The sequence below is a fragment of the Streptomyces sp. NPDC053755 genome, from assembly GCF_040677675.1.
GTDB lineage: Bacteria > Actinomycetota > Actinomycetes > Streptomycetales > Streptomycetaceae > Streptomyces.
Genome location: NZ_JBFASK010000003.1, coordinates 226,038 through 247,553 on the forward strand (window position 1 = coordinate 226,038; position 21,516 = coordinate 247,553).

Below are 21,516 nucleotides of genomic sequence, written 5' to 3' on the forward strand. Positions count from 1 at the left end.
GTACGTACGAGGAAGTGAGCCATCTCGTGAGCGCAGTCTCGGGCGCGGTCTCTTCGCGCCTGCCCGTCTTCCCCTGGGACAAGCTGGAGCCGTACAAGAAGACGGCGGCGGCCCATCCGGACGGCATCGTGGACCTGTCCGTGGGCACCCCGGTGGACCCGGTGCCGGAGCCGATCCGGCGGGCGCTGACCGCGGCGGCCGACTCGCCGGGCTACCCCACGGTGTGGGGGACCACCGAGCTGCGTGACGCGCTGACCGGCTGGTGCGAGCGGCGCCTGGGCGCGGTCGGCTTCGGCCACCGCAACGTCCTGCCGGTCGTCGGGTCCAAGGAGCTGGTGGCCTGGCTGCCGACGCAGCTCGGTCTCGGCGCGGGAGACCGGGTCGCCTACCCGCGTCTGGCCTACCCGACGTACGAGGTCGGCGCGCGGCTCTGCGGGGCCGAGCCGGTCGTGTACGACGACCCGACGGAGCTGGACCCGTCCGGCCTGCGGCTGCTGTGGCTCAACTCGCCCTCCAACCCCACGGGCAAGGTCCTCGGCAAGGACGAGCTGACCCGGATCGTGGCCTGGGCGCGCGAACACGGCATCCTCGTCTTCTCCGACGAGTGCTACCTGGAGCTGGGCTGGGAGGCCGAGCCGGTCTCCGTCCTGCACCCGGACGTCTGCGGCGGTACGTACGAGGGCATCGTCGCCGTCCACTCGCTCTCCAAGCGGTCGAACCTGGCCGGCTACCGGGCCGCCTTCGTCGCGGGCGACGCCGACGTCCTGGCCGAGCTGCTGCTGATCCGCAAGCACGGCGGCATGATGACGCCCGCCCCGGTGCAGGCCGCCACGGTCGCCGCGCTGGGAGACGACACGCACGTGGCCGAGCAGCGGGAGCGCTACGCGGCCCGGCGCGCGGCGCTGCGTGCCGCCCTGGAGGCGCACGGCTTCCGGATCGAGCACAGCGAGGCGAGCCTCTACCTGTGGGCGACCCGCGACGAGCCGTGCTGGGAGACGGTGGCCTACCTGGCCGAGAAGGGCGTCCTGGTGGCGCCCGGCGACTTCTACGGGACGGCGGGGGACCGGTTCGTCCGGGTGGCCTTCACCGCCACCGACGAACGCGTCGAGGCGGCGGTCAAGCGCCTGGGCTGACGGCGCGGCGCGCGTACGGCCGACGGGTGTCGGCGAAGGGCCCGGGGAGCGTCGCGCTCCCCGGGCCCTTCGTGTGGGTGCGGTGACCGAAGGCGGCCGGCCGCCGTCAGCCGCCGAGAGGCAGGCCGCCCAGGGACGGCACGCCCTCGCCGAGGGCGCCCGTGGCCGGGGCGCTGTCGGTGGCGGTGCCGGCGGTCTCGCCGAGGACCTCGCCCGCGCTGCCCGCGGTGTCGCCCGCGACCTTCTGGGCGGCCGGGGTGGCGGTCTTGCCGGCGGTGCCGACGGTCTTGCCGGCGGCCGGGACGGCCTTGCCGACGGCCTTGCTGCCGGTGTCGCCGGCGACACCGGTGGCGGTCTGCGAGGCGCCGTCGACGGCGGTGCCGACTCCGGCGCCGTCGAGCGAGCTGATGCCGGAGAGGGCGCCGGTCGGCGCCAGGCTGTGGTCCAGGGCGCTTGCGGAGCCGGCCGCACCGACCACGGGGGCTGCTCCGGCCGCGACAAGGAGGGCGGCGCGGGCGATCCGACGGGTCAGGGGGAGGGACATGGTGCTCCTTCGACGGAGAGGACATTTGCGGGTGTCCGGCGTTCGGACGCAGTGACAACCGGCCGGGGGGAGGGAGAGGTTGCGGCGACCGAAGGTAAAGAATTGGTAATGCGTCGTATTGTCGGGTGGGGAGGAAAACGGGCGAACGCGTCATTGCGTCAACGCCTGCCGAACCGTCACTTCCCTTGCCCCACAAGGAAATTGCTCTGACATGACACGCGATTTCGCGTGGACCCGGAAAACGTCCGGATCCGCTGGTGCGCGTTTCCGGCACCGGCCACGGGCGAGTGAATCGCCGTACGAATGCCCGGCTACTGTGCGAGTCGAATTCGGACGCTGCCGGATCCGGAGAAGGCGCCCGGAACCCCGTCGGAGGCCGCGGCCGCCGCCTTCGCCCACCCGCCGGAGGCGTCGCTCGCGCGCCAGACCCTCCCCGCGTACGCCACCTCCGCGACACGCAGCGAGTCCGCTCGCGCCACCGCCCAGTGGGCCAGCTCCCAGCCGCGCCGCTCCTGCGAACCGGCCGCCGCCCGCACGGGCACCGCCAGCTCCGCCGGCCCGCCGCCCGCCCGCGCACCCGCGCTCCCCGAACCGCCCACGCCCGCCTTCGGCAGCACCTTCTCGCCGAAGGCCCGCACCAGCTCCTCGCGGACCTTCGCCGGGTCGCCCGCCTGCCCCTCGCGCGCCGGACCCGACGTACAGCGGAGCGCCGCGGCCGAGCGGCCCGTCAGCGCCGCCGAGAGCAGCGCCGCGTCCGGCTCGTGCTTCGCGTAAGCCTGCGGAAAACCGCTGCGCTGCACCTTCTGCGCCGCCACCGTCAGCGGAAGCCGCGAATAGCCCCGGACCTTGGCCAGGCCCTCGTAGAACTTCCCCGAGGAGTACACCGGGTCCATGATCTGCTCAGGAGTGCCCCAGCCCTGCGAGGGGCGCTGCTGGAAGAGGCCGAGCGAATCGCGGTCGCCGTGGGAGATGTTGCGCAGCGCCGACTCCTGCAACGCCGTCGCGAGGGCGATCGTGACCGCCCGCTCCGGCATCCCGCGGGTCGTGCCGACGGCCGAGATCGTGGCGGCGCTCGACGCCTGCTCCGGCGTGAACTCGTAGGTGTTCTCGCCACTGCCCACGAAGCACCGCGGAGCGCCCCCGCCACCCGTGAGCTGGTGCACGGCCACATAGGCGACCACGCCGAGCAGCGCGGCGAAGGCGGCCGTGTATCTGGCGGCACGGCCACGACGGCGGGAGGTGCGGTTTCGGCCGGGGAAGGAGGCGGACTCGGACACGGGGCCAACCGTACTGGAGGCCGGGTTAGGGTCGGCACATGGCTGACAACGCTCCCCTCGACCTCACGCTGGACGGGCCGGCGCTCACCGCCGCACTCGTCGACTTCCCCTCGGTCAGCGGGACCGAGAAGCCGCTCGCCGACGCGATCGAGCAGGCCCTGCGCGGGCTGCCCCACCTCACCGTGGACCGGCACGGCAACAACGTCGTGGCGCGCACCCATCTGGGCCGCGCCGAGCGCGTCGTCCTCGCCGGCCACATCGACACCGTCCCGATCGCCGAGAACGTGCCCTCCCGGCTCGACGACGACGGCGTCCTGTGGGGCTGTGGCACCTCCGACATGAAGTCCGGCGTCGCCGTCCAGCTCCGCGTCGCCGCCACCGTCCCCGCGCCCAACCGCGACCTCACCTTCGTCTTCTACGACAACGAAGAGGTCGCCGCCCACCTCAACGGGCTGGGGAAGGTCGCCGAGGCCCACCCGGACTGGCTGGAGGGCGACTTCGCCGTCCTGCTCGAACCCTCCGACGGGCAGGTCGAGGGCGGCTGCCAGGGCACGCTGCGGGTCCACCTGCGCACGGAGGGCGAGCGCGCCCACTCCGCGCGCTCCTGGATGGGGTCCAACGCCATCCACGCCGCCGCCCCGATTCTCGCCCGGCTGGCCGCCTACGAGCCGCGCAAGCCGGTCATCGACGGCCTGGAGTACCACGAGGGACTCAACGCCGTGGGCATCGAGGGCGGCGTCGCCACCAACGTCATCCCCGACGCCTGCACGGTCGTCGTCAACTACCGCTACGCCCCCGACCGCTCCCCGGCCGAGGCCCTGCGCCACGTCCAGGAGGTCTTCGCCGACTGCGGCGTCGCCGAGATCGTGGTCGACGACGAGAGCGGCGGCGCCCTGCCCGGCCTCTCCCACCCGGCCGCGGCGGCCTTCATGGCGGCCGTCGGCGGCACCGCCCAGCCCAAGTTCGGCTGGACGGACGTCTCCCGCTTCAGCGCCCTCGGCGTCCCCGCGGTCAACTACGGCCCCGGTAACCCTCTGTACGCGCACAAGCGCGACGAGCACGTGATCGTCGACAGGATCCGGCACTGCGAGGCACGGCTCCGCGACTGGCTCACTGACGGACAGGCGTAATTTCGCTTTTTGTCACGTCTGGGGACCTACCCTGACCGAACCAGAAGATCAGTGGATCGGTGGAGGGAGCAGGCCATGGGTATCCCCGAGGGAGCGTGGAAGCCGGAGGAGCAGCGGCTGGGGCCGGTGCTGCGGCGCCGGGACCAGGTCCAGTCCGGCACCACGGACCAGCGTCTGCTGGACACCGAGGGCGACTCGGAGTGGGTGCACACCGACCCCTGGCGGGTCATGCGCATCCAGTCCGAATTCGTCGAGGGCTTCGGCGCGCTCGCCGAACTGCCCAGCGCGATCAGCGTCTTCGGCTCGGCCAGGACCCGCCCCGACTCGCCCGAGTACGACGCGGGCGTACGCCTCGGCCGCGCCCTGGTCGAGGCCGGCTTCGCGGTGATCACCGGCGGCGGCCCGGGCGCCATGGAGGCGGCGAACAAGGGAGCGCGCGAGGCCAAGGGCATCTCGGTCGGCCTCGGCATCGAGCTGCCCTTCGAACAGGGGCTCAACCCGCACGTCGACATCGGCGTGAACTTCCGGTACTTCTTCGTCCGCAAGACGATGTTCGTGAAGTACGCGCAGGGGTTCGTGGTGCTGCCGGGCGGACTGGGCACCCTGGACGAGCTGTTCGAGGCGCTGACCCTCGTCCAGACGCGGAAGGTCACCCGATTCCCCATCGTGCTCTTCGGCACGGACTACTGGAGCGGCCTCGTCGACTGGCTCCGCGACACCGTCGTGGCGGGCGGCAAGGCGTCGGAACGGGACCTGCTGCTCTTCCACGTGACCGACGACGTCAAGGAGGCCGTGGAGCTGGTGTCCAAGGAGACCGGGCGCTGACCGCGCCCCCCTGAGGGGGTTACGGGACGGGCCGGGCGCCCCTCGCGGGACCCGGCCCCTGTTCCCCGGGGCCGCCGTTCGCGCGGATCCCCTGTTCCCGCGGGTCCCTGAGGTCCCCCGTTCCCGGGGGACCGCGTCAGGCCAGCCCGCGGCGCGCCACCGCCGGGGGCCGGTGACCCGCGATCGACGCCACCATGTCGAGCACCTGCCGGGTCTCGGCCACCTCGTGCACCCGGTAGACCCGGGCGCCGAGCCACGCCGAGACCGCCGTCGTCGCCAGCGTCCCCACCACCCGCTCCTTGACCGGCCGGTCCAGGGTCTCCCCGACGAAGTCCTTGTTGGACAGGGAGACCAGCACCGGCCACCCCGTCTCCGTCATCTCGCCGAGCCGCCGGGTCGCCTCCAGGCTGTGCCGGGTGTTCTTCCCGAAGTCGTGCCCCGGGTCGATCATGATCCCGTCGCGGCGCACCCCCAGGGAGACCGCCCGCTCGGCCAGACCCACGGTCACCCGCAGGATGTCCGCCATCACGTCCTCATACACGGTCCGGTGCGGCCGGGTGCGCGGCTCCGCGCCCCCCGCGTGGGTGCAGACCAGCCCGGCGCCGTACCGGGCGGCCACCTCCGCGAGAGCCGGGTCCACCCCGCCCCACGCGTCGTTCAGGAGGTCCGCGCCGGCCTCGCACACCGCCTCGCCGACGTCGGCGCGCCAGGTGTCGACGCTGATGACCACGTCCGGATGCCGCCGCCGCACCTCCGCCACGAAGCCGACCGTGCGGCGGGCCTCCTCCTCGGCCGACACCTCCTCGCCGGGGCCGGCCTTGACCCCGCCGATGTCGATGATGGCGGCGCCCTCGGACACCGCCTGCTCGACGCGGGCGAGAGCGGGCTCGTCGCGGAAGGTGGCGCCCTGGTCGTAGAAGGAGTCGGGCGTCCGGTTGACGATCGCCATGATCACCGGCTCGTGCGGCCCGAATTCACGCCGTCCCAAGCGCAGCATCCCTTTTGTCCTCCCTCGCATCCGTTCGCCTGCGACCCTAACCGCCGGTGGCGCATGGCACGATCGGCACGGGACGATTTCCACTTCCGGAGAGGCGCGCGCTGGTGTTCTGGTTTTTGCTGATCGCGATGGTCGTGGTCGTCGCCGCGGTCACTCTGGCGGTGGTCGGCGGCGGCGACACCGAGGTGCTGCCCGAGGTGGCGCCGGAGCAGCTGGTGGACCCCCTGCCGGCGACCCGGCCCGTCGGCCGCGCCGACGTCGAGGCGCTCCGCCTCCCGGTCACGGCCCGCGGCTACCGCATGGCGGACGTGGACGACGTCCTCGGGCGCCTGGGCGCAGAGCTCGCGGAGCGGGACGCGCGCATCGCCGAGCTGGAGGCCGAGCTGGCCGAGACGGCCCGCCGCGGCGGGGAAGAGGAGCGGTGAGCGGCGAGGCGGTCGCGGGCCCGGACGGAGCGCTCCGCTGCCCCTGGGGGCTGTCGACCCCGGACTACGTCACGTACCACGACGAGGAGTGGGGGCGACCCGTCCGCGGCGACGACGCCCTCTTCGAGCGGCTGTGCCTGGAGGCCTTCCAGTCGGGGCTCTCGTGGATCACGATCCTGCGGAGGCGCGACGGCTTCCGGCGTGCCTTCGCCGGCTTCGAGATCGCCGCGGTCGCCGCGTTCGACGAGACGGACCGCGAGCGGCTCCTCGCCGACGAGGGGATCATCCGCAACCGCGCCAAGGTCGACGCGACCCTCGCCAACGCCAAGGTGCTCGCCAGGTGGGAGCCGGGCGAACTGGACGCGCTGATCTGGTCGCACGCCCCGGATCCGGCGACCCGCCCCGCCCCGCTCACCACGGCGGACGTCCCGGCCGTCACCACCGAGTCGACGGCCCTGTCGAAGGACCTCAAGAAGCGCGGCCTCCGCTTCATCGGCCCGACGACCGCCTACGCCCTGATGCAGGCCTGCGGCCTGGTCGACGACCATCTGAAGGACTGCGTCGCCCGAGGAGCGTAAGCGGCCCCTCTCCCGGCCTCACGGGCGGGGGAAGGGCCGGTACGGCAGGCTCGTGATCAATACATCTAGCGGCCCAGGTACTTCGGACGTTCCTTCGCGACGAACGCCTGGACCGCGATCGTGTGGTCCTCCGACGCGCCCGCCCTCGTCTGGAGTTCGTCCTCCTTCTCCAGGGCCTCGGCCAGCGAGTGGTCCGCGCCGTACGCCAGGGACTCCTTGAGCGCCGCGTACGCCACCGTCGGCCCCTCCGCCAGCTTCCGGGCCACCGCGGCGGCCTCCTCGGCCAGGGACTCCGCCGGGACCAGTCTGTTCACGATGCCCAGCTCGTAGGCCTCCCGCGCGCCGATGGAGCGGGGGAAGAGCAGCAGGTCGGACGCCCGGCTCGCGCCGATCAGCCGGGGCAGCGTCCAGGACACCCCGGAGTCGGCCGTCAACGCGACGCCCGCGAACGAGGTGTTGAACGCCGCCGTCTCCGCGACCACCCGGTAGTCGGCCGCCAGCGCGAAACCGAAGCCCGCCCCGGCCGCGACGCCGTTCACGCCCGCCACCACCGGCTTCCGCATGCCGGTCAGCGCCCGCACGATCGGGTTGTAGTGGTCGCGGACCGTGTTCATGGTCGCCCGCGTGCCGGACTCCTTGTCCGTCATCAGCAGACCGATGTGCTCCTTCAGGTCCTGGCCCACGCAGAAGGCCCGGTCGCCCGCCGCCGTCAGCAGCACCGCCCGTACGGCCGCGTCCGCCGCGGCGGTCTCCACCGCGTCCCGCAGCGCGACCTTCGCCTCGACGTTCATCGCGTTCATGGCCTCGGGCCGGTTGAGCGTGATCGTGGCGAGTCCGTCGCTCACTTCGTACAGCACGGTGTCGGCCATCGGCTTCCCTTCGCGTCTTCGCGTCCTTGACCCTCCCCCCGGCGTCGGCGGGGGGACCCCCAGCATGGCGGAGATCACCCACCCCGCACATGTGACCTGCGTCAAAGACATGTGGCGAAGCGGCGGCGAAGTATCGCAGGCCGATCGCCGAAATAGGTGGTTTTGAGAGAGCGCGTTGCACAAGCGATGCATCCCGATGTTGGTCATCGGGTCCTGTGATGCGGGATAATGACCTGGAAGCAATGTGTTCGATGCCGGTGACGCATGCTCCCCAACAGGAGCCGTCGGCTGAGATGAGCTGGTTTCAGGAAGGGGAACGAGCATGGCGGCCATGAAGCCGCGGACGGGCGACGGCCCGCTCGAGGTGACCAAGGAGGGGCGGGGCATCGTCATGCGGGTTCCGCTCGAAGGCGGCGGTCGGCTTGTCGTCGAGCTGACCCCGGACGAGGCCGAAGCCCTCGGCGACGCCCTGAAGCAGGTAGTCGGCTGACGCGACAACGCCAGGATTTCCCGCCTCTGCCCCGGCCCGGTGCCCACCGCGCCGGGGCAGAGGCGTCTCACCGCACGCCTCCGCGGGCGATCGCCCCGGGTGCGACTGACACGACAGCCGGTGACCGGCGCCTCGTCCGCCCCGGGGGGAGAAGCACCCCGTGCTGCGGATCCGGCCGTAGGCGTCCCGCGCTGGGGATCCGCCCAACCCGCCCCGGCGTCCGGGACGGAGCCCTCTCGTGCGCTGGGCGGACCGGGCAGGGCTCAGCCCCGGCGCACCGCGCACAGCAGGCCGTCCCCGACCGGCAGCAGGGTCGGCAGCAGCTCCTGGCTCTCCCGGACCGCCCGCAGCAGCTCCCGTACCCGCAGGACCTCCGCCGGCTGAGCCGCCGAGTCGACCGTACGGCCGTCGGCGAAGACGCCCTCGAAGCAGACCAAACCCCCCGGTCGGAGCAGGCGCAACGATTCAGCGAGGTAGTCCATGCACTCCAGCCGGTCGCCGTCGCAGAACACGAGGTCGTATCCGCCGTCCGCGAGACGCGGCAGGACGTCCAGGGCTCGCCCGGGGATGAACCGCGCCCGGTTCCCGGCGAAGCCGGCCGCGCGGAACGCCGTCTTCGCGGACTGCTGGCGCTCCGGATCCAGGTCGACCGTGGTCAGTACCCCGTCCGGCCGCATCCCGTGCAGCAGATAGATCCCGGACACGCCCGTGCCCGTGCCGATCTCCGCCACCGCCTTGGCGTCCGCCGCGGCCGCCAGCAGGCGCAGAGCGGCGCCGGTCCCCGGTGACACCGAGGGCAGCCCTGTCTCCCGGGCCCGCTCACGGGCCCAGCGCAGCGCTTCGTCCTCGGCGACAAAGGCGTCGGCGAACGCCCAGTTCGTCTGCCGGTTGGCGGTAATGGCCCTCTCCTGTCCCCGTAGTTGGCGCAACGGTGACTGTATCCGCTGCGTTCGGGAACCCGCAGATGGGACCGGGCGTTCCCCAAGGGTGAGGACGCGGAGGGAGCGGCCGGCGAGCCGTCCCCAAATTCGCGTAAAGATTCTTATCCGGAGCTAACGGGCGAGGTGGCTATGGTAGGGGCTCCACTGGACACCACCAGAGCCGACAGGGGAGGTGCGGCTGCGCCTGTGGATCGGGGAGGAGTGCTTCGGCGTCTTCTCAGGTCGGCGGGTGAGCCGAAATCCGTGACCGACACCGCTGACCGTTTCCACACCGCCGACTCCGCACCCACCACCGCGACCTTCGCATCGGATGCGGAATCGCAGGCGTGGACTCCGCCCACATGGGAGGAGATCGTCAGCACGCACAGTGGCCGGGTCTATCGCCTCGCCTACCGGCTGACCGGCAACCAGCACGACGCCGAGGACCTCACGCAGGAGGTCTTCGTCCGCGTCTTCCGCTCGCTGTCGACGTACACGCCGGGCACCTTCGAGGGCTGGCTGCACCGCATCACCACCAACCTCTTCCTCGACATGGTCCGCCGCAAGCAGCGGATCCGTTTCGACGCGCTCGCCGACGACGCCGCCGAGCGGCTCCCCAGCCGGGAGCCCTCGCCGCAGCAGGTGTTCAACGACACCCACTTCGACGCCGACGTGCAGCAGGCCCTCGACACCCTCGCGCCCGAGTTCCGGGCCGCGGTCGTCCTCTGCGACATCGAAGGGCTCTCGTACGAGGAGATCGCCGCCACGCTCGGCGTGAAGCTCGGCACCGTGCGCAGCCGCATCCACCGCGGCCGCTCGCACCTCCGCAAGGCGCTGAAGCACCGCTCGCCCGAGGCCCGGGCGGAGCGCGCGCTGGCCGCCGTCGGCTGGGAGGGCGGGACGGCGTGAGCGGTACTCGTCCTGTCGGCCCGACCCCCGCGGAGCAGCACCTCGGAGACCGGCTCGCCGCCCTTGTCGACGGCGAACTGGGCCACGACGCGCGCGAACGGGTCCTCGCGCACCTCGCGACCTGCGCCAAATGCAAGGCGGAGGCAGACGCCCAGCGCAGGCTGAAGAGCGTCTTCGCCTCCGCGGCCCCCCCGCCCCCCTCCGCCGGGCTTCTCGCCCGCCTCCAGGGGCTGCCCGGCGGGCCGGGTGATCCGGGGGGTGACGACCGTCGGGGGGGACCCTTCGACGACCTCTTCGACCTGCGCGGAACAGGCCCCGGCGGCGGGGTCGCCGGGATGGCGTCCGACGGCTTCGCCACCGCGGCGGCCGTCTCCCCGCACTCCGGCTTCCGCATCCACGAGGTCGGCCCCCGGCACGACCACGACCGTTCCCCGTGGCGGGGGCGGCGCTTCGGCATCGCCGCGGCCAGCGCGGTCTCCTTCGCCGCCATCGCCCTCGGCGGCGCCCTGCCGCTGGAGGCGTCGGTGAACGCCGGTGCGCGCGGGGAGGGCACGGGGAACACCGTGACCCCGCTGCGGGCCGCCGCCACGGGCACCGGCGGCATGGGTTCGGGCACGGGCGCCGGTACGAACGCCGGCACCGCTCCCGGGCGCGGGGCCCGCTCCGGGGAGAGGTCCGCCCCCTATACGGCGACCACCCCGGGAGGCGTGACCTCGGCGCCCGGCACGGTCGTGCCCGGGCCGCTGGTGCCCGGCGAGGCGGCGACCGACGGGGTCCCGGTGCCCGTGGTGGCCGTGCGGCTCCAGGCGCCGCACACCCAGTCGCTGCTGGCGCTCTCGCCGTTCATACGCCCCACGGGGCCCGCCCTCCAGCTGGCCTTCGCGCCGGGACCGCTCCCGGCCGCAGGCCCGACGGTCACCCCGCCCGCGACCTCCCCGACGGGCCCCGGCCCGTCCCCGGCGCCGCTCATCGCACACCGCTGAGGGCTGTCCCGCCCTTCCCGGCGGGCACACGGCGACCGCTACGGCACCTCGCCGCCTTGTCGGATCGCCCGAATACGCCCCCTATGAGGGCGGCCCTCCGCCTTGCGAGGCACCGCATCCGACGCCGAGCGCCGATCCACCGGGGACTACGGCCCTGTCCTGAGGCCCGGACCTGGTTGAATCCAGGCAGGGGCGCCCGACGCAGGGGGCGCGGACAGGTCAGCTGTTGCGGGGAGAGCATGGACGACGGGAAGCCCACCGGCCAGAAGCCGAAGTGGTGGAGCCGGCCAACGAGCACGCCGGACGCGCCGACGGCGGCACCGGCGCCACCGGTCGCGGACGAGGGGGACTTCACCCTCGCCGCGCCCACGAACCCCGACCGGCCCGCCGGAGCGCCGGACGACGAGGGGACCGCGCCGGACGTCGGGGCGACGGCGCCCGGGGGCGTTCCGGCCACACCGGGCGACTCGGCCACGGCCTCGGACGGCCGGCCGGTGGACCTCTTCGGGAAGCCGGACGTGCCGCCGGCGGCCGCAGAGGTCCCGGCGGCGGCCGAGCCGCGGGACGCCCGCCCGGTGGACCTCCTCGCCAAGCCGGAGCCGCCGATGGAGACGGCGACCGCCTCGGCCGAGGCTCCGTCGGACGCCGTGGCGCCGGCCGCCGACGCGCACGTACCGCGGCAGAGCCCGCCGCATCCGGAGCCCTCGGCGCAGCCGCTGCACGAGCCGGACGAGTACCGCACCCCGCCCTACGGCGGACCGGGCCCCTGGGCGCCCGCCCCCCCCGTACAGCGCCCGGCCCCGGCCCAGGCCCACGCTCCGGCCCAGGCCCACGCTCCGACGCCCCCGCAGGCCCAGCCCCACCCCCAGGCCCACTCTCATCCCCAGGCCCAGGCCCCCGTTCCGGCCCCGCCTCCCGCCGGCGCCTCCGTACCGGCGCCGCAGCCCATGGCCCCCCGGCCCGCGGGGCAGTGGGTGCAGTACGACCCCTGGTCCTCGCCGGGCTCGGCCACGGCCGTGGCGACGGCCGGCAAGCGCCGGTCCCGGCGGACGCTGGGTCTCGTCGGCGCGCTCGTGCTGGCCCTGACGACCGGTGTTCTGGGCGGCGCGGTCGGCGCGTACGTCGAGCGCAACGGCGGCATCACCACCGTCGAGCTGCCCCAGGCCGGCGCCGAGGACTCCGGCCGCGCCCCGGACAGCGTCGCCGGCATCGCCGCCAGCGCCCTGCCCAGCGTGGTCACCCTGCACGTCAGCGGCGCGGGCTCGTCGGGCACCGGCACCGGGTTCGTCCTGGACACCAAGGGCCACATCCTCACCAACAACCACGTCGTCGACTCGGCGACCTCCGCCGGCGACATCTCGGTCACCTTCAGCAGCGGCGAGACCGCCCGCGCCAAGCTCGTCGGCAAGGACAGCGGCTACGACCTCGCCGTCGTCCAGGTCACCGGCGTCTCGGGGCTCAAGCCGCTGCCGCTCGGCAACTCCGACAACGTCCGCGTCGGCGACCCGGTCGTCGCCATCGGAGCCCCCTTCGACCTCCAGAACACCGTCACCTCCGGCATCATCAGCGCCAAGGAACGGCCCATCACGGCGGGCGGCGAGAAGGGCGACGGCAGTGACGTCAGCTACGTCGACGCCCTGCAGACCGACGCCCCGATAAACCCCGGCAACTCCGGTGGCCCGCTGGTCGACTCTAAGGCCCGCGTGATCGGCATCAACAGCGCCATCCGCGCCGCCGGCGACGGCACGGGCGGCGAGGGCGGCGGCCAGTCCGGGTCCATCGGCCTGGGCTTCGCCATCCCGATCAACCAGGGCAAGCGCGTCGCCGAGGAGCTCATCAACACCGGCAAGGCCACCCACCCCGTCATCGGTGTCAGCCTCGACATGCAGTTCAGCGGTGACGGCGCCCGCGTCGGCGAGAAGGGCAAGGACGGCTCTCCGTCGGTCACCCCCGGCGGCCCGGCCGCCAAGGCGGGCATCCGTCCCGGTGACGTCATCACCAAGGTCGACGGCCAGCGGGTCCACAACGGCGAGGAGCTGATCGTGAAGATCCGCGCCCACCGCCCGGGCGACCGGCTGGAGCTGACCGTTCTGCGCGGCGGCGAGGAACAGACCAAGACGTTGACGCTCGGTTCCTCGCAGGGCACCTGAGCGCCATGTGGCGGACGCCGCACGGTACCCGCCCGGCAGTTTCGGCGGGTACCGTGGAGCGGGCCCCGGACCCCGTGTAAGGAGCAGCAAGGTGTTCAACGACCTAGGCATACTCGAGCTCGTGACGCTCGTGGTTCTCGCCGTGCTCATCTTCGGACCGGAAAAGCTGCCGAAGGTCATCCAGGACGTCTCGCGCTTCATCCGCAAGGTCCGCGACTTCTCCGAGAGCGCGAAGCAGGACATCCGCACGGAGCTGGGGCCGGAGTTCAAGGACTTCGAGTTCGAGGACCTCAACCCGAAGACCTTCCTCCGCAAGCAGCTGGAGGACAGCGAGGACTTCAAGGAGCTGAAGGAGCTGCGCGGCAGCTTCGACCTCAAGAAGGACATGAACGACGTCGCCGACGCGGTCCACGGCCGTGAACAGGCGACGGCGTCCGCCTCCTCCGTCCCGGCCGGAGCCGTCCCCGCCGCGGTCAACGGCTCCGCCGACGCGCTGACCAAGAAGCAGGACAAGCCGGACTCGACCGAGCGACCTCCGTACGACTCCGACGCGACCTGACACAACCTGGTGCAACCCGGTCGCTATCCTCCATCTGTTGTCCGCCGACGCGGACACGACGGATCGAGGAGGCGGCCGAGATGGAGACCACGAGTCGGGTGGAGGGGAAGCCCGCGGCCCGGCGCACGGCCGAGGGCTATCAGCGCGCGCACTTCGCCTGGTACGGCCTTGACGACGCGTTCACCGGCGAGCGGTGGCTGATGCAGGTCGGCACGGCGGCGGACGGGACCGTCCAGCACGGGTCGATGGGCCACGGCGACGAGCCGTCCATAAAGTCCGACGCGAGCGGGACCGAGAAGGAGCGCTTCGCGGTCGTCGTCACGGTCGCCGCGAGCCCCGTGCGCCGCACGGGTGACGGTACGGGAGTGCTGGACGCCACCACGGTCTCCTCCGCGGCCTGGCTGGCCGGCTCCGGGCTTCTCGCGTACACCTGGCCCGCCCAGATGGACCACACGCTCCGCGACGACTGGCTCGACCAGCAGACCGAGACCGCCTTCGAGCTGGCGGACGACCTGGAAGGCCCGGAGTGGTCGTCGCTGTCGCTGCCCGTGGACGGGGTCCCCATGCCCTTCCACTACCGCGAGTCGGAGTTCGGATGGGTCCTGGCGGGCGAGACCCGGGCCGGGGTGCACATCGGGGCGTACGGGCGGGGCATGAGCGCGTACGGCCTCGGTTTCGCCGCGGTGGCGGACCTCGGCGCGTACCGCTGACGGCGGGAAGAGACACGGCGGGAAACGGCACAGCGGGCGCGGGAGCGCCCGTCCGCCCGTCCGGGCCAGGTCCGCGCGCGGACGCCCGTGCGAGCGTACGAGGAAGGGCGCCGCTCATGGTGAGCGGCGCCCTTCCTCGTGGTGTTCCGGGGCGGGTCCTCAGAACTTGTTGCGCGGGGTGATGCCCAGGCTCATGCCCGACAGGCCCCTCGCGCGGCCGCCCAGCTTGCCCGCGATCGCCCGCAGGGCCGAGCCGGCCGGGGACTCCGGGTCCGTCAGGACGACCGGCTTGCCCTCGTCGCCGCCCTCGCGCAGGCGGACGTCGATCGGGATCGAGCCGAGGACCGGCACGGTCGCGCCGGTCGTCTTCGTCAGACCGTCGGCGACCCGCTGGCCGCCGCCCGTGCCGAAGACGTCCACCATCTCGTCGCAGTGCGGGCAGGGCAGGCCCGCCATGTTCTCGACGACGCCGACGATCTTCTGGTGGGTCTGCACGGCGATCGAGCCGGCCCGCTCGGCCACCTCGGCCGCGGCCTGCTGCGGGGTCGTGACCACCAGGATCTCCGCGTTCGGGACCAGCTGGGCCACCGAGATGGCGATGTCGCCCGTGCCCGGCGGCAGGTCGAGGAGGAGGACGTCCAGGTCACCCCAGTAGACGTCGGCGAGGAACTGCTGCAGCGCCCGGTGGAGCATCGGGCCACGCCACACGACCGGGGCGTTGCCCGGGGTGAACATGCCGATGGAGATGACCTTCACGCCGTTCGCGGACGGCGGCATGATCATGTTCTCGACCTGGGTCGGGCGACCGTCCGCGCCCAGCATGCGGGGCACCGAGTGGCCGTAGATGTCGGCGTCGACGACGCCGACCTTCAGACCGTCCGCGGCCATCGCCGCGGCCAGGTTCACGGTCACGGAGGACTTTCCGACTCCGCCCTTGCCGGACGCCACCGCGTACACGCGGGTCAGCGATCCGGGCTTGGCGAAGGGCACCTCACGCTCGGCCGTCGTCCCGCGCAGGGCCGCGGCCAGCTCCTTGCGCTGCTCGTCGCCCATCACGTCCAGCGTGACGTCGACGCCCGTGACACCCTCCACCCGCGAGACGGCGTCGGTGACGCGCTGGGTGATCGTGTCGCGCATCGGGCAGCCGGAGACGGTGAGGTAGACCGTGACGGCGACCCTGCCGTCGGATCCGATCTCCACCGACTTGACCATGCCGAGTTCGGTGATCGGTTTGTTGATCTCGGGGTCGTTCACCGTCGCCAGCGCTTCGCGCACCGCGTCTTCCGTAGCCATACGGACGATGGTACGGCGCCGACCACCCGGCCCGGAAAGACCCGTCAGCGGTCGGGTACGTCACTTCTGGGATCACCCACGGGAGGGAATAGATCCCGGTGCTCCCGATGGCCGTCCCGGCGCTCCTCCATCTCCTTGATCAGGTCCTGGAGCTCCGACCGGATCCAGTCACGGGTGGCGACCTCTCCCAGGCCCATCCGCAGCGCCGCGATCTCCCGGGTCAGGTACTCCGTGTCGGCGATCGACCGCTCGTTCTGCTTGCGGTCCTGCTCGAGGTTGACCCGGTCGCGGTCGTCCTGCCGGTTCTGGGCGAGCAGGATCAGCGGCGCGGCGTACGAGGCCTGGAGCGACAGGGCGAGCGTCAGGAAGATGAACGGGTACTCGTCGAACTTCAGCGAGGCCGGGGCGAAGATGTTCCACAGCACCCACACGACGATGGTCAGCGTCATCCAGACCAGGAAGCGCCCCGTCCCCAGGAAGCGGGCGATCCGCTCCGAGAGCCGCCCGAACGCCTCGGGGTCGTACTCCGGCAGCAGCCGGGACCGCCGCTCGCGGGGCAGGTCGAGCCGGATGCGGGGCATGGACCGCTCACGGTCGCGCTCCCGCTCGCGCTCCCGTTCCCGGTCCTGGGTCCGCTCAGCCGCCATGCCCCTGCCCCTCGTCGTGGAACTCCGTCTCCCGCCAGTCCTCCGGCAGCAGGTGGTCGAGGACGTCGTCGACGGTGACCGCGCCGAGCAGCGACCCGCCCTCGTCCACCACCGGCGCGGCGACCATGTTGTACGCGGCGAGATAACTGGTCACCGCGGGCAGCGCGGTCCCCGGCGAGAGCGGCGGAAGGTCACTGTCCACCAGTGAGCTGACCAGCGTGAACGGCGGGTCCCGCAGCAGCCGCTGGAAGTGCACCATGCCCAGGTACTTCCCCGTCGGCGTCTCGTCCGGCGGCCGGCAGACGTACACCTGCGCCGCCAGCGCCGGGGAGAGGTCCTGCTGCCGCACGCGGGCCAGGGCGTCCGCGACCGTGGCGTCGGGCCGCAGGACGATCGGCTCGGTCGTCATCAGACCGCCCGCCGTCCGGTCCTCGTACGCGAGCAGCCGGCGCACGTCCGCGGCGTCGTCCGGCCGCATCAGGGTCAGCAGCCGCTCCTTGTCCTCCTCGGGCAGCTCGGAGAGCAGGTCGGCCGCGTCGTCCGGGTCCATCGCCTCCAGGACGTCCGCGGCGCGCTCCTCCTTCAGCTTGCCGAGGATCTCGATCTGGTCGTCCTCCGGCAGCTCCTCCAGGACGTCGGCCAGCCGGTCGTCGTCGAGCGCCGCCGCCACCTCGGCGCGCCGCTTGGGGGAGAGGTGGTGCAGCACGTTGGCCAGGTCGGCCGGGCGCAGCCGTTCGAAGGTGGCCACCAGGTTCTCGGCGCCCTGCCCCTCCTCCTCCAGCGAGAAGCCGGTGACCGCGGACCACTCCACGGTCAGGGTCTCTCCCTTGCGGCGCAACGCCCCGCCCTTGCCGCGCCGCACGAAGACCTTGTCGATCTCCCAGTCGCGGCGGGCCGGCAGCTGCTGGATGGCCACGTCGAGCACGGTGACCTCCTCGTCGCTCTCGACCAGACGCACGCGCCGGTCGAGCAGTTCGCCCAGGACGAGCCGCTCGGTGGGGCGCTGCTCGAACCGCCGCATGTTCACCACGCCCGTGGTGATGACCTGGCCCGACTCGACGCCCGTGATCCGGGTCATCGGCACGAAGACCCGGCGGCGGCTGAGCACCTCGACGACCATGCCGAGCAGCCGGGGCGGGCGGCGGCCCACCCGCAGCATCGCCACGAGGTCCCTGACCCGGCCCACCTGGTCGCCGTTGGGATCGAACACGGGCACGCCGGCGAGGTGGGAGACGAAGATCCGGGGGGCGCCTGCCGCCATGCCACGCGCCTCCTCGGTGCCGCACGATTCGCATCCTTGCTGAGCTTTGCCTGATTCAGGCTAGCCCGTGCCCTTCGGGCGCGCCCCGGCAGAGCCCCCCGTACGGCTGCCTGCGGCCTCGGTCGCCGTCCCGGGTACGCTGCGGACTGCTCCATTCCCCTCCCGCCCCGACACGAGAGGCAGCGCAGGTGGCCGCTCTCCCTCCGACATCGCGTATTCGCAGGGCCGTCCTGCCCGTGGCGTTCGGCGCCGGGCTGACGGCGGTGCTCGCCGGCTGCGCCGCGGACCCGGACGAGGGGACGAACGGGGTCGGGAAGCTGTCGGCCTCCGCCATCGAGGAGAAGGCCCAGTCGGCGGCGGACACGGCGAAGTCGGTGCGGCTGGCCGGGACGCTGGTCAGCAAGGGCGGCACGTACAAGCTGAACATGCGGCTCAAGCAGGACGGCGCGAGCGGCTCCGTGACGACGAAGAACAGCACCTTCGAACTGCTGCGGGTCGGCGAGGCGCTCTATCTGAAGGCCGACGCGGGCTTCTGGGAGCACGAGGACAAGCCGTCGGGGACGCCGAGCGGCTCGGACGGCGACGCCGACAGTGACGCGGACAGCGACGCGGCCGACAAGCTCGACGACATGTACGTGAAGGTGCCGCAGGACGACCCCTCGTACAAGCAGCTGCGCGGCTTCACCGACATGGACCTGCTCCTCGACGGTCTCATCGGCCTGCACGGGGACGTGGTCAAGGGGGACCGCGACAAGATCGGCGGCCTGCGGACGGTCAAGGTCAAGGGCGGCGAGGACGGCGAGGGCGGAACGCTCGACGTGTCGCTGGACGGGACACCCTTCCCGCTCCAGTTCGCCCGGGGCGGCGGGGCGGGCGTGGTGGTCCTCTCCGAGTGGGACAAGGACTTCCCGCTGGAGGAGCCCGCGGCCGGCCAGACCCTGGACTACGGCAAGCAGCTGCCGCGGACCTGACGGCCCGCCCCGCGGCGGGGCGCCGCCGCGCGGTCAGCGCTTGCGGCGCTTGAGGAGCAGGCGAGGGAGGGCGGCCGGGACGGGGCGGCGGGTCGTCGCCTCCGTGGGCAGCGGCACCGCCGCGAGGGAGCCGTCCGGCAGGTCCGTCGTGGAGGCCAGCGGGGTCAGCCGCAGGACCCGGCACTCGCGCGCCCACCGCTCGGGCATCGCCTCGCCGTCGGCGGCGTTCAGCCGCTTGCCCTTCAGCTCGGCGACCGCCGCGTCCCACTCCCGCGTACCGGGAGCCAGCTCGCTCACCGACGCCGTCCAGGCGACGATCCGGCCGCCCTTGTCCTTGGAGCGGACGGTCACCTCGGCGGTGGATCCGGCCACCAGGCCGGGGAGCGGCTGCTCACCGGGGCCGTCGCCCACGACGTGCGCCGCGCCCTCATGCCATACGTGCCACAGCGCCCGCGCCCCGGCCGGGGCGTCGCCCCGGACCCAGATGAGGCCGGACTTCTTGGTGGCCTCCTCGACGAGCGCGGGACCGAGCGGCGTACGTGTCATGACGGGCAGCCTATCGAGAGCCCGCCGTGCCGCGGCCGGCCCGGGCGGCAGCGCACGCGGCTCAGAGCCAGCCGTTGCGCTTGAGGGTGCGGTGGATGGTGAAACAGATCGCCGTGATGCCGAGGAGCACCATGGGGTAGCCGTAACGCCAGTGCAGCTCCGGCATGTGGTCGAAGTTCATGCCGTAGACCCCGCACACCGCCGTCGGGACGGCCACGATCGCCGCCCAGGAGGTGATCTTGCGCATGTCCTCGTTCTGGGCGACGGTCGCCTGCGCCAGATTGGCCTGGAGGATGGAGTTGAGCAGCTCGTCGAAGGCGACGACCTGCTCCTGGACGCGCGCGAGGTGGTCGGCGACGTCGCGGAAGTACTTCTGGATGTCCGGGTCGACCAGCCGCATCGGGCGCTCGCTCAGCAGCTGCATCGGGCGCTGGAGCGGGGTCACGGCCCGCTTGAACTCCAGCACCTCGCGCTTGAGCTGGTAGATCCGGCCGGTGTCGGCGCCGCGCGTGGAGCCCTTGGCGGGAGGGGAGAAGACGTCGATCTCGATCTGGTCGATGTCGAGCTCGACGGCGTCCGCGACCGCGATGTAGCCGTCGACGACGTGGTCGGCGATGGCGTGCAGGACGGCCGAGGGTCCCTTGCACAGCAGCTCGGGCTCGCCCTGGAGGCGGTGCCGGAGGTTGCGCAGCGAGCCCTGTCCGCCGTGCCGGACGGTGATGACGAAGTCCGGTCCGGTGAAGCACATCACCTCGCCGGTCTCGACGACCTCGCTGGTGGCGGTGAGAGCGGCGTGCTCCACGTAGTGGATGGTCTTGAAGACCGTGAAGAGGGTGTCGTCGTACCGCTCCAGCTTGGGCCGCTGGTGGGCGTGGACGGCGTCCTCGACGGCGAGCGGGTGGAGCCCGAACTCCGCGGCGATACCGGCGAATTCGCCCTCGGTCGGCTCGTGCAGACCGATCCACGCGAAGCCCCCGCTCTCCCGCACCTGGCGCATCGCGCCGCGCGGGGTGAGGCAGTCGAGGTCGTCCACGCGGCGGCCGTCGCGGTAGACGGCGCAGTCCACCACGGCGCTGGAGGCGGACGGGTCGCGGGTCGAGTCGTAGGCCGCGTAGGGGGTGCTGGGCTTGCGCAGGGAGGGCCGCAGGGACGGGCGGACCGCGGCACGCAGGTCACGGATCATCGACATCTGGCATGCTCCTTCACGTCAGAGCCGCCGGCGAGGCGTGGCACAGCCCGGAATGGGGGCGTGGACCTGACGTCCTACGTCCGCAAAGCGGGCGGCACCGCGGGATCGCGGTGACGGCGTTCGCTACAGACAGGCAAAGGCGAAGTGCTCTTCCGTCGTGCGCGATGCCGGGGGACCGGGCCGCGGAAAGGGCCTTGGATCACCGGAAACGGGAGAAACGCACCGGGCTCGGGTGCGGGGCGGAAGAGCGGTTGGTACTGCCCGATCGACTTCGATCCACCGCAGCCCCACCTCCTCCGGCCGGTCCCCCGTGGGGGATGACGTGTGACGTGTAGTCGGGAGTCCCGACCAGCGGCCAAGACTATCAGCCGACAGAGGGTCAATCCCGTCCCCTGCCCATTCCGTACGCGCTTTATGCTCGCCGCATGGGACAAGTTCTTGCTCTGGTCGAGGCCCGTTTGCGAACGGCGCTCGGTGAACCGGACGCACGCGCCGCCGTGACGTTCCTCGGCACGGACCGGATCGAGGTGCTCCGCTTCGTCGACGGGGAGGTCGTCCGGTACGCGACGCTCGGCATGTCGGCGCAGCCGATGGCCGACCCGACGGCCGCGCTCGCGGACCCGGTGAAGGGCCCGCGCGCGGAACTGGTCCTCTCGGTACGGGGCGGGCTCGCCGATACCGACAAGGTGCTGCGCCCGCTCGCGGTGCTGGCCTCGGCCCCGCAGGTCGAGGGGGTGATCGTGGCCGCCGGCGCCTCGCTCGACGTCGGTGAACCCCTGTGGCCGGGGGCGCCGTTCAGCTCGGTGCTCGTCGCGGAGTCGGGCGGTCTGGTGGAGGACCTGGAGCTGGACGAGCCGATGGACCCGGTCCGTTTCCTGCCGCTGCTGCCGATGACCTCCAACGAGGCGGCGTGGAAGCGGGTCCACGGGGCGAAGGCCCTGGAGGAGCGCTGGCTGACGCACGGCACGGACCTGCGCGATCCGCTGCGCGCGTCGGTCCGGCTGGACTGAGGAGCCGGACGGCCGGGGCCGGACCGGCGGGATCGGTGCGGCGGGATCGGTGCGGGCGGAGTCGGTGGGGGCGGCTCCGGTGTTTCGGCGCTGGTGCGGG

23 protein-coding genes are annotated in these 21,516 nt (G+C 72.7%); 13 read left to right on the forward strand and 10 right to left on the reverse strand.

Annotated features, from left to right (window positions below; all coding sequences use genetic code 11):
- Positions 1-26: 26 nt before the first annotated feature.
- Positions 27-1,133: a succinyldiaminopimelate transaminase gene (gene dapC / locus AB0K65_RS05620; RefSeq protein WP_365714431.1), complete on the forward strand. Its 1,107-nt coding sequence runs from the start codon at positions 27-29 to the stop codon at positions 1,131-1,133.
- Positions 1,134-1,239: 106 nt separating this feature from the next.
- On the opposite strand, the gene AB0K65_RS05625 is transcribed toward dapC, so the two are convergent.
- Entirely contained in the window at positions 1,240-1,677 is a 438-nt protein-coding gene (locus AB0K65_RS05625) for an ATP-binding protein (protein WP_365714432.1), read from the reverse strand.
- A 311-nt stretch (positions 1,678-1,988) separates the two neighbouring features.
- A complete protein-coding gene (locus AB0K65_RS05630; RefSeq protein WP_365714433.1) occupies positions 1,989-2,954 on the reverse strand; it encodes a hypothetical protein in 966 nt (321 codons plus the stop codon).
- 38 nt (positions 2,955-2,992) lie between these two features.
- Between AB0K65_RS05630 and dapE the strand changes: the two genes are divergently transcribed.
- Both dapE and AB0K65_RS05640 read left to right on the forward strand, forming a co-directional pair.
- Entirely contained in the window at positions 2,993-4,084 is a 1,092-nt protein-coding gene (gene dapE, locus AB0K65_RS05635) for a succinyl-diaminopimelate desuccinylase (protein ID WP_365714434.1), read from the forward strand.
- Between the two features lie 75 nt (positions 4,085-4,159).
- Positions 4,160-4,909: a TIGR00730 family Rossman fold protein gene (locus AB0K65_RS05640; protein WP_365714435.1), complete on the forward strand. Its 750-nt coding sequence runs from the start codon at positions 4,160-4,162 to the stop codon at positions 4,907-4,909.
- Positions 4,910-5,045: 136 nt separating this feature from the next.
- Here the strand turns inward: AB0K65_RS05640 and folP are convergent, their stop codons facing one another.
- Positions 5,046-5,906 carry a dihydropteroate synthase gene (gene folP / locus AB0K65_RS05645; RefSeq protein ID WP_365714436.1) on the reverse strand — a complete coding sequence of 287 codons (861 nt, stop codon included), beginning with the start codon at positions 5,904-5,906 and terminating at the stop codon, positions 5,046-5,048.
- Positions 5,907-6,010: 104 nt separating this feature from the next.
- Between folP and AB0K65_RS05650 the strand changes: the two genes are divergently transcribed.
- Together AB0K65_RS05650 and AB0K65_RS05655 are read left to right on the forward strand one after the other, a co-directional pair.
- Positions 6,011-6,331, forward strand: coding sequence for a hypothetical protein (locus AB0K65_RS05650; protein ID WP_365714437.1), 321 nt, complete (start codon positions 6,011-6,013; stop codon positions 6,329-6,331).
- The gene (locus tag AB0K65_RS05655; RefSeq protein ID WP_365714438.1) at positions 6,328-6,909 is read left to right on the forward strand and encodes a DNA-3-methyladenine glycosylase I; all 582 of its coding nucleotides are present in this window, start codon (positions 6,328-6,330) and stop codon (positions 6,907-6,909) included. Before AB0K65_RS05650 ends, AB0K65_RS05655 begins: the two co-directional genes overlap by 4 nt.
- Before the next feature lie 65 nt (positions 6,910-6,974).
- On the opposite strand, the gene AB0K65_RS05660 is transcribed toward AB0K65_RS05655, so the two are convergent.
- Positions 6,975-7,778: an enoyl-CoA hydratase-related protein gene (locus AB0K65_RS05660; RefSeq protein ID WP_365714439.1), complete on the reverse strand. Its 804-nt coding sequence runs from the start codon at positions 7,776-7,778 to the stop codon at positions 6,975-6,977.
- Between the two features lie 322 nt (positions 7,779-8,100).
- Between AB0K65_RS05660 and AB0K65_RS05665 the strand changes: the two genes are divergently transcribed.
- The gene (locus AB0K65_RS05665; protein WP_006346801.1) at positions 8,101-8,268 is read left to right on the forward strand and encodes a DUF3117 domain-containing protein; all 168 of its coding nucleotides are present in this window, start codon (positions 8,101-8,103) and stop codon (positions 8,266-8,268) included.
- Positions 8,269-8,531: 263 nt separating this feature from the next.
- Here the strand turns inward: AB0K65_RS05665 and AB0K65_RS05670 are convergent, their stop codons facing one another.
- Positions 8,532-9,197 (reverse strand): O-methyltransferase, encoded by a 666-nt coding sequence (locus AB0K65_RS05670; protein ID WP_365714440.1) that lies wholly within the window; start codon positions 9,195-9,197, stop codon positions 8,532-8,534.
- 141 nt (positions 9,198-9,338) lie between these two features.
- Here AB0K65_RS05670 and sigE point away from each other — a divergent pair, with 141 nt between their 5' ends.
- The 5 genes from sigE (at position 9,339) to AB0K65_RS05695 (ending at position 14,499) form a co-directional block, all read left to right on the forward strand.
- The gene (gene sigE, locus AB0K65_RS05675; RefSeq protein WP_365714441.1) at positions 9,339-10,097 is read left to right on the forward strand and encodes an RNA polymerase sigma factor SigE; all 759 of its coding nucleotides are present in this window, start codon (positions 9,339-9,341) and stop codon (positions 10,095-10,097) included.
- Positions 10,094-11,080 (forward strand): zf-HC2 domain-containing protein, encoded by a 987-nt coding sequence (locus tag AB0K65_RS05680; protein ID WP_365714442.1) that lies wholly within the window; start codon positions 10,094-10,096, stop codon positions 11,078-11,080. The genes sigE and AB0K65_RS05680 overlap by 4 nt, the downstream gene beginning before the upstream one ends.
- Positions 11,081-11,319: 239 nt before the next feature.
- Positions 11,320-13,230 (forward strand): trypsin-like peptidase domain-containing protein, encoded by a 1,911-nt coding sequence (locus AB0K65_RS05685; protein ID WP_365714443.1) that lies wholly within the window; start codon positions 11,320-11,322, stop codon positions 13,228-13,230.
- Positions 13,231-13,321: 91 nt separating this feature from the next.
- The gene (locus AB0K65_RS05690) at positions 13,322-13,789 is read left to right on the forward strand and encodes a sec-independent translocase (RefSeq protein WP_365714444.1); all 468 of its coding nucleotides are present in this window, start codon (positions 13,322-13,324) and stop codon (positions 13,787-13,789) included.
- 80 nt (positions 13,790-13,869) lie between these two features.
- On the forward strand, positions 13,870-14,499 hold the full coding sequence (locus AB0K65_RS05695) for a hypothetical protein (RefSeq protein WP_365714445.1): 630 nt from the start codon (positions 13,870-13,872) through the stop codon (positions 14,497-14,499).
- A gap of 159 nt (positions 14,500-14,658) precedes the next feature.
- Here AB0K65_RS05695 and AB0K65_RS05700 read toward each other — a convergent pair whose 3' ends face one another.
- Genes AB0K65_RS05700 through AB0K65_RS05710 form a run of 3 tightly spaced genes read right to left on the reverse strand, consistent with a single transcriptional unit; the run spans position 14,659 to position 17,700 of the window.
- Entirely contained in the window at positions 14,659-15,792 is a 1,134-nt protein-coding gene (locus AB0K65_RS05700; RefSeq protein ID WP_365714446.1) for an Mrp/NBP35 family ATP-binding protein, read from the reverse strand.
- Between the two features lie 44 nt (positions 15,793-15,836).
- Complete coding sequence (locus AB0K65_RS05705; protein WP_365714447.1) at positions 15,837-16,439, reverse strand: DUF1003 domain-containing protein; 603 nt, start codon at positions 16,437-16,439, stop codon at positions 15,837-15,839.
- Entirely contained in the window at positions 16,429-17,700 is a 1,272-nt protein-coding gene (locus AB0K65_RS05710; protein WP_365714448.1) for a CBS domain-containing protein, read from the reverse strand. The genes AB0K65_RS05705 and AB0K65_RS05710 overlap by 11 nt, the downstream gene beginning before the upstream one ends.
- A gap of 188 nt (positions 17,701-17,888) precedes the next feature.
- Here AB0K65_RS05710 and AB0K65_RS05715 point away from each other — a divergent pair, with 188 nt between their 5' ends.
- On the forward strand, positions 17,889-18,671 hold the full coding sequence (locus tag AB0K65_RS05715) for a hypothetical protein (RefSeq protein ID WP_365714449.1): 783 nt from the start codon (positions 17,889-17,891) through the stop codon (positions 18,669-18,671).
- 33 nt (positions 18,672-18,704) lie between these two features.
- Here AB0K65_RS05715 and AB0K65_RS05720 read toward each other — a convergent pair whose 3' ends face one another.
- Positions 18,705-19,217 (reverse strand): hypothetical protein, encoded by a 513-nt coding sequence (locus AB0K65_RS05720; protein WP_365714450.1) that lies wholly within the window; start codon positions 19,215-19,217, stop codon positions 18,705-18,707.
- A 61-nt stretch (positions 19,218-19,278) separates the two neighbouring features.
- Positions 19,279-20,406: a magnesium and cobalt transport protein CorA gene (locus tag AB0K65_RS05725; RefSeq protein WP_365714451.1), complete on the reverse strand. Its 1,128-nt coding sequence runs from the start codon at positions 20,404-20,406 to the stop codon at positions 19,279-19,281.
- Between the two features lie 425 nt (positions 20,407-20,831).
- On the opposite strand from AB0K65_RS05725, the gene AB0K65_RS05730 reads away from it, so the two are divergent.
- Entirely contained in the window at positions 20,832-21,416 is a 585-nt protein-coding gene (locus AB0K65_RS05730) for a suppressor of fused domain protein (RefSeq protein ID WP_365714452.1), read from the forward strand.
- Positions 21,417-21,516: the final 100 nt, after the last annotated feature.

Coding starts and splice junctions, on each gene's coding strand:
- AB0K65_RS05625 (WP_365714432.1), bottom strand. CDS start 1,677: ATGTCCCTCCCCCTGACCCGTCGGATCGCCCGCGCCGCCCTCCTTGTC.
- dapE (WP_365714434.1), top strand. CDS start 2,993: ATGGCTGACAACGCTCCCCTCGACCTCACGCTGGACGGGCCGGCGCTC.
- AB0K65_RS05640 (WP_365714435.1), top strand. CDS start 4,160: ATGGGTATCCCCGAGGGAGCGTGGAAGCCGGAGGAGCAGCGGCTGGGG.
- folP (WP_365714436.1), bottom strand. CDS start 5,906: ATGCTGCGCTTGGGACGGCGTGAATTCGGGCCGCACGAGCCGGTGATC.
- AB0K65_RS05660 (WP_365714439.1), bottom strand. CDS start 7,778: ATGGCCGACACCGTGCTGTACGAAGTGAGCGACGGACTCGCCACGATC.
- AB0K65_RS05665 (WP_006346801.1), top strand. CDS start 8,101: ATGGCGGCCATGAAGCCGCGGACGGGCGACGGCCCGCTCGAGGTGACC.
- sigE (WP_365714441.1), top strand. CDS start 9,339: ATGGTAGGGGCTCCACTGGACACCACCAGAGCCGACAGGGGAGGTGCG.
- AB0K65_RS05685 (WP_365714443.1), top strand. CDS start 11,320: ATGGACGACGGGAAGCCCACCGGCCAGAAGCCGAAGTGGTGGAGCCGG.
- AB0K65_RS05695 (WP_365714445.1), top strand. CDS start 13,870: ATGGAGACCACGAGTCGGGTGGAGGGGAAGCCCGCGGCCCGGCGCACG.
- AB0K65_RS05700 (WP_365714446.1), bottom strand. CDS start 15,792: ATGGCTACGGAAGACGCGGTGCGCGAAGCGCTGGCGACGGTGAACGAC.
- AB0K65_RS05705 (WP_365714447.1), bottom strand. CDS start 16,439: ATGGCGGCTGAGCGGACCCAGGACCGGGAACGGGAGCGCGAGCGGGAG.
- AB0K65_RS05710 (WP_365714448.1), bottom strand. CDS start 17,700: ATGGCGGCAGGCGCCCCCCGGATCTTCGTCTCCCACCTCGCCGGCGTG.
- AB0K65_RS05720 (WP_365714450.1), bottom strand. CDS start 19,217: ATGACACGTACGCCGCTCGGTCCCGCGCTCGTCGAGGAGGCCACCAAG.
- AB0K65_RS05725 (WP_365714451.1), bottom strand. CDS start 20,406: ATGTCGATGATCCGTGACCTGCGTGCCGCGGTCCGCCCGTCCCTGCGG.
- AB0K65_RS05730 (WP_365714452.1), top strand. CDS start 20,832: ATGGGACAAGTTCTTGCTCTGGTCGAGGCCCGTTTGCGAACGGCGCTC.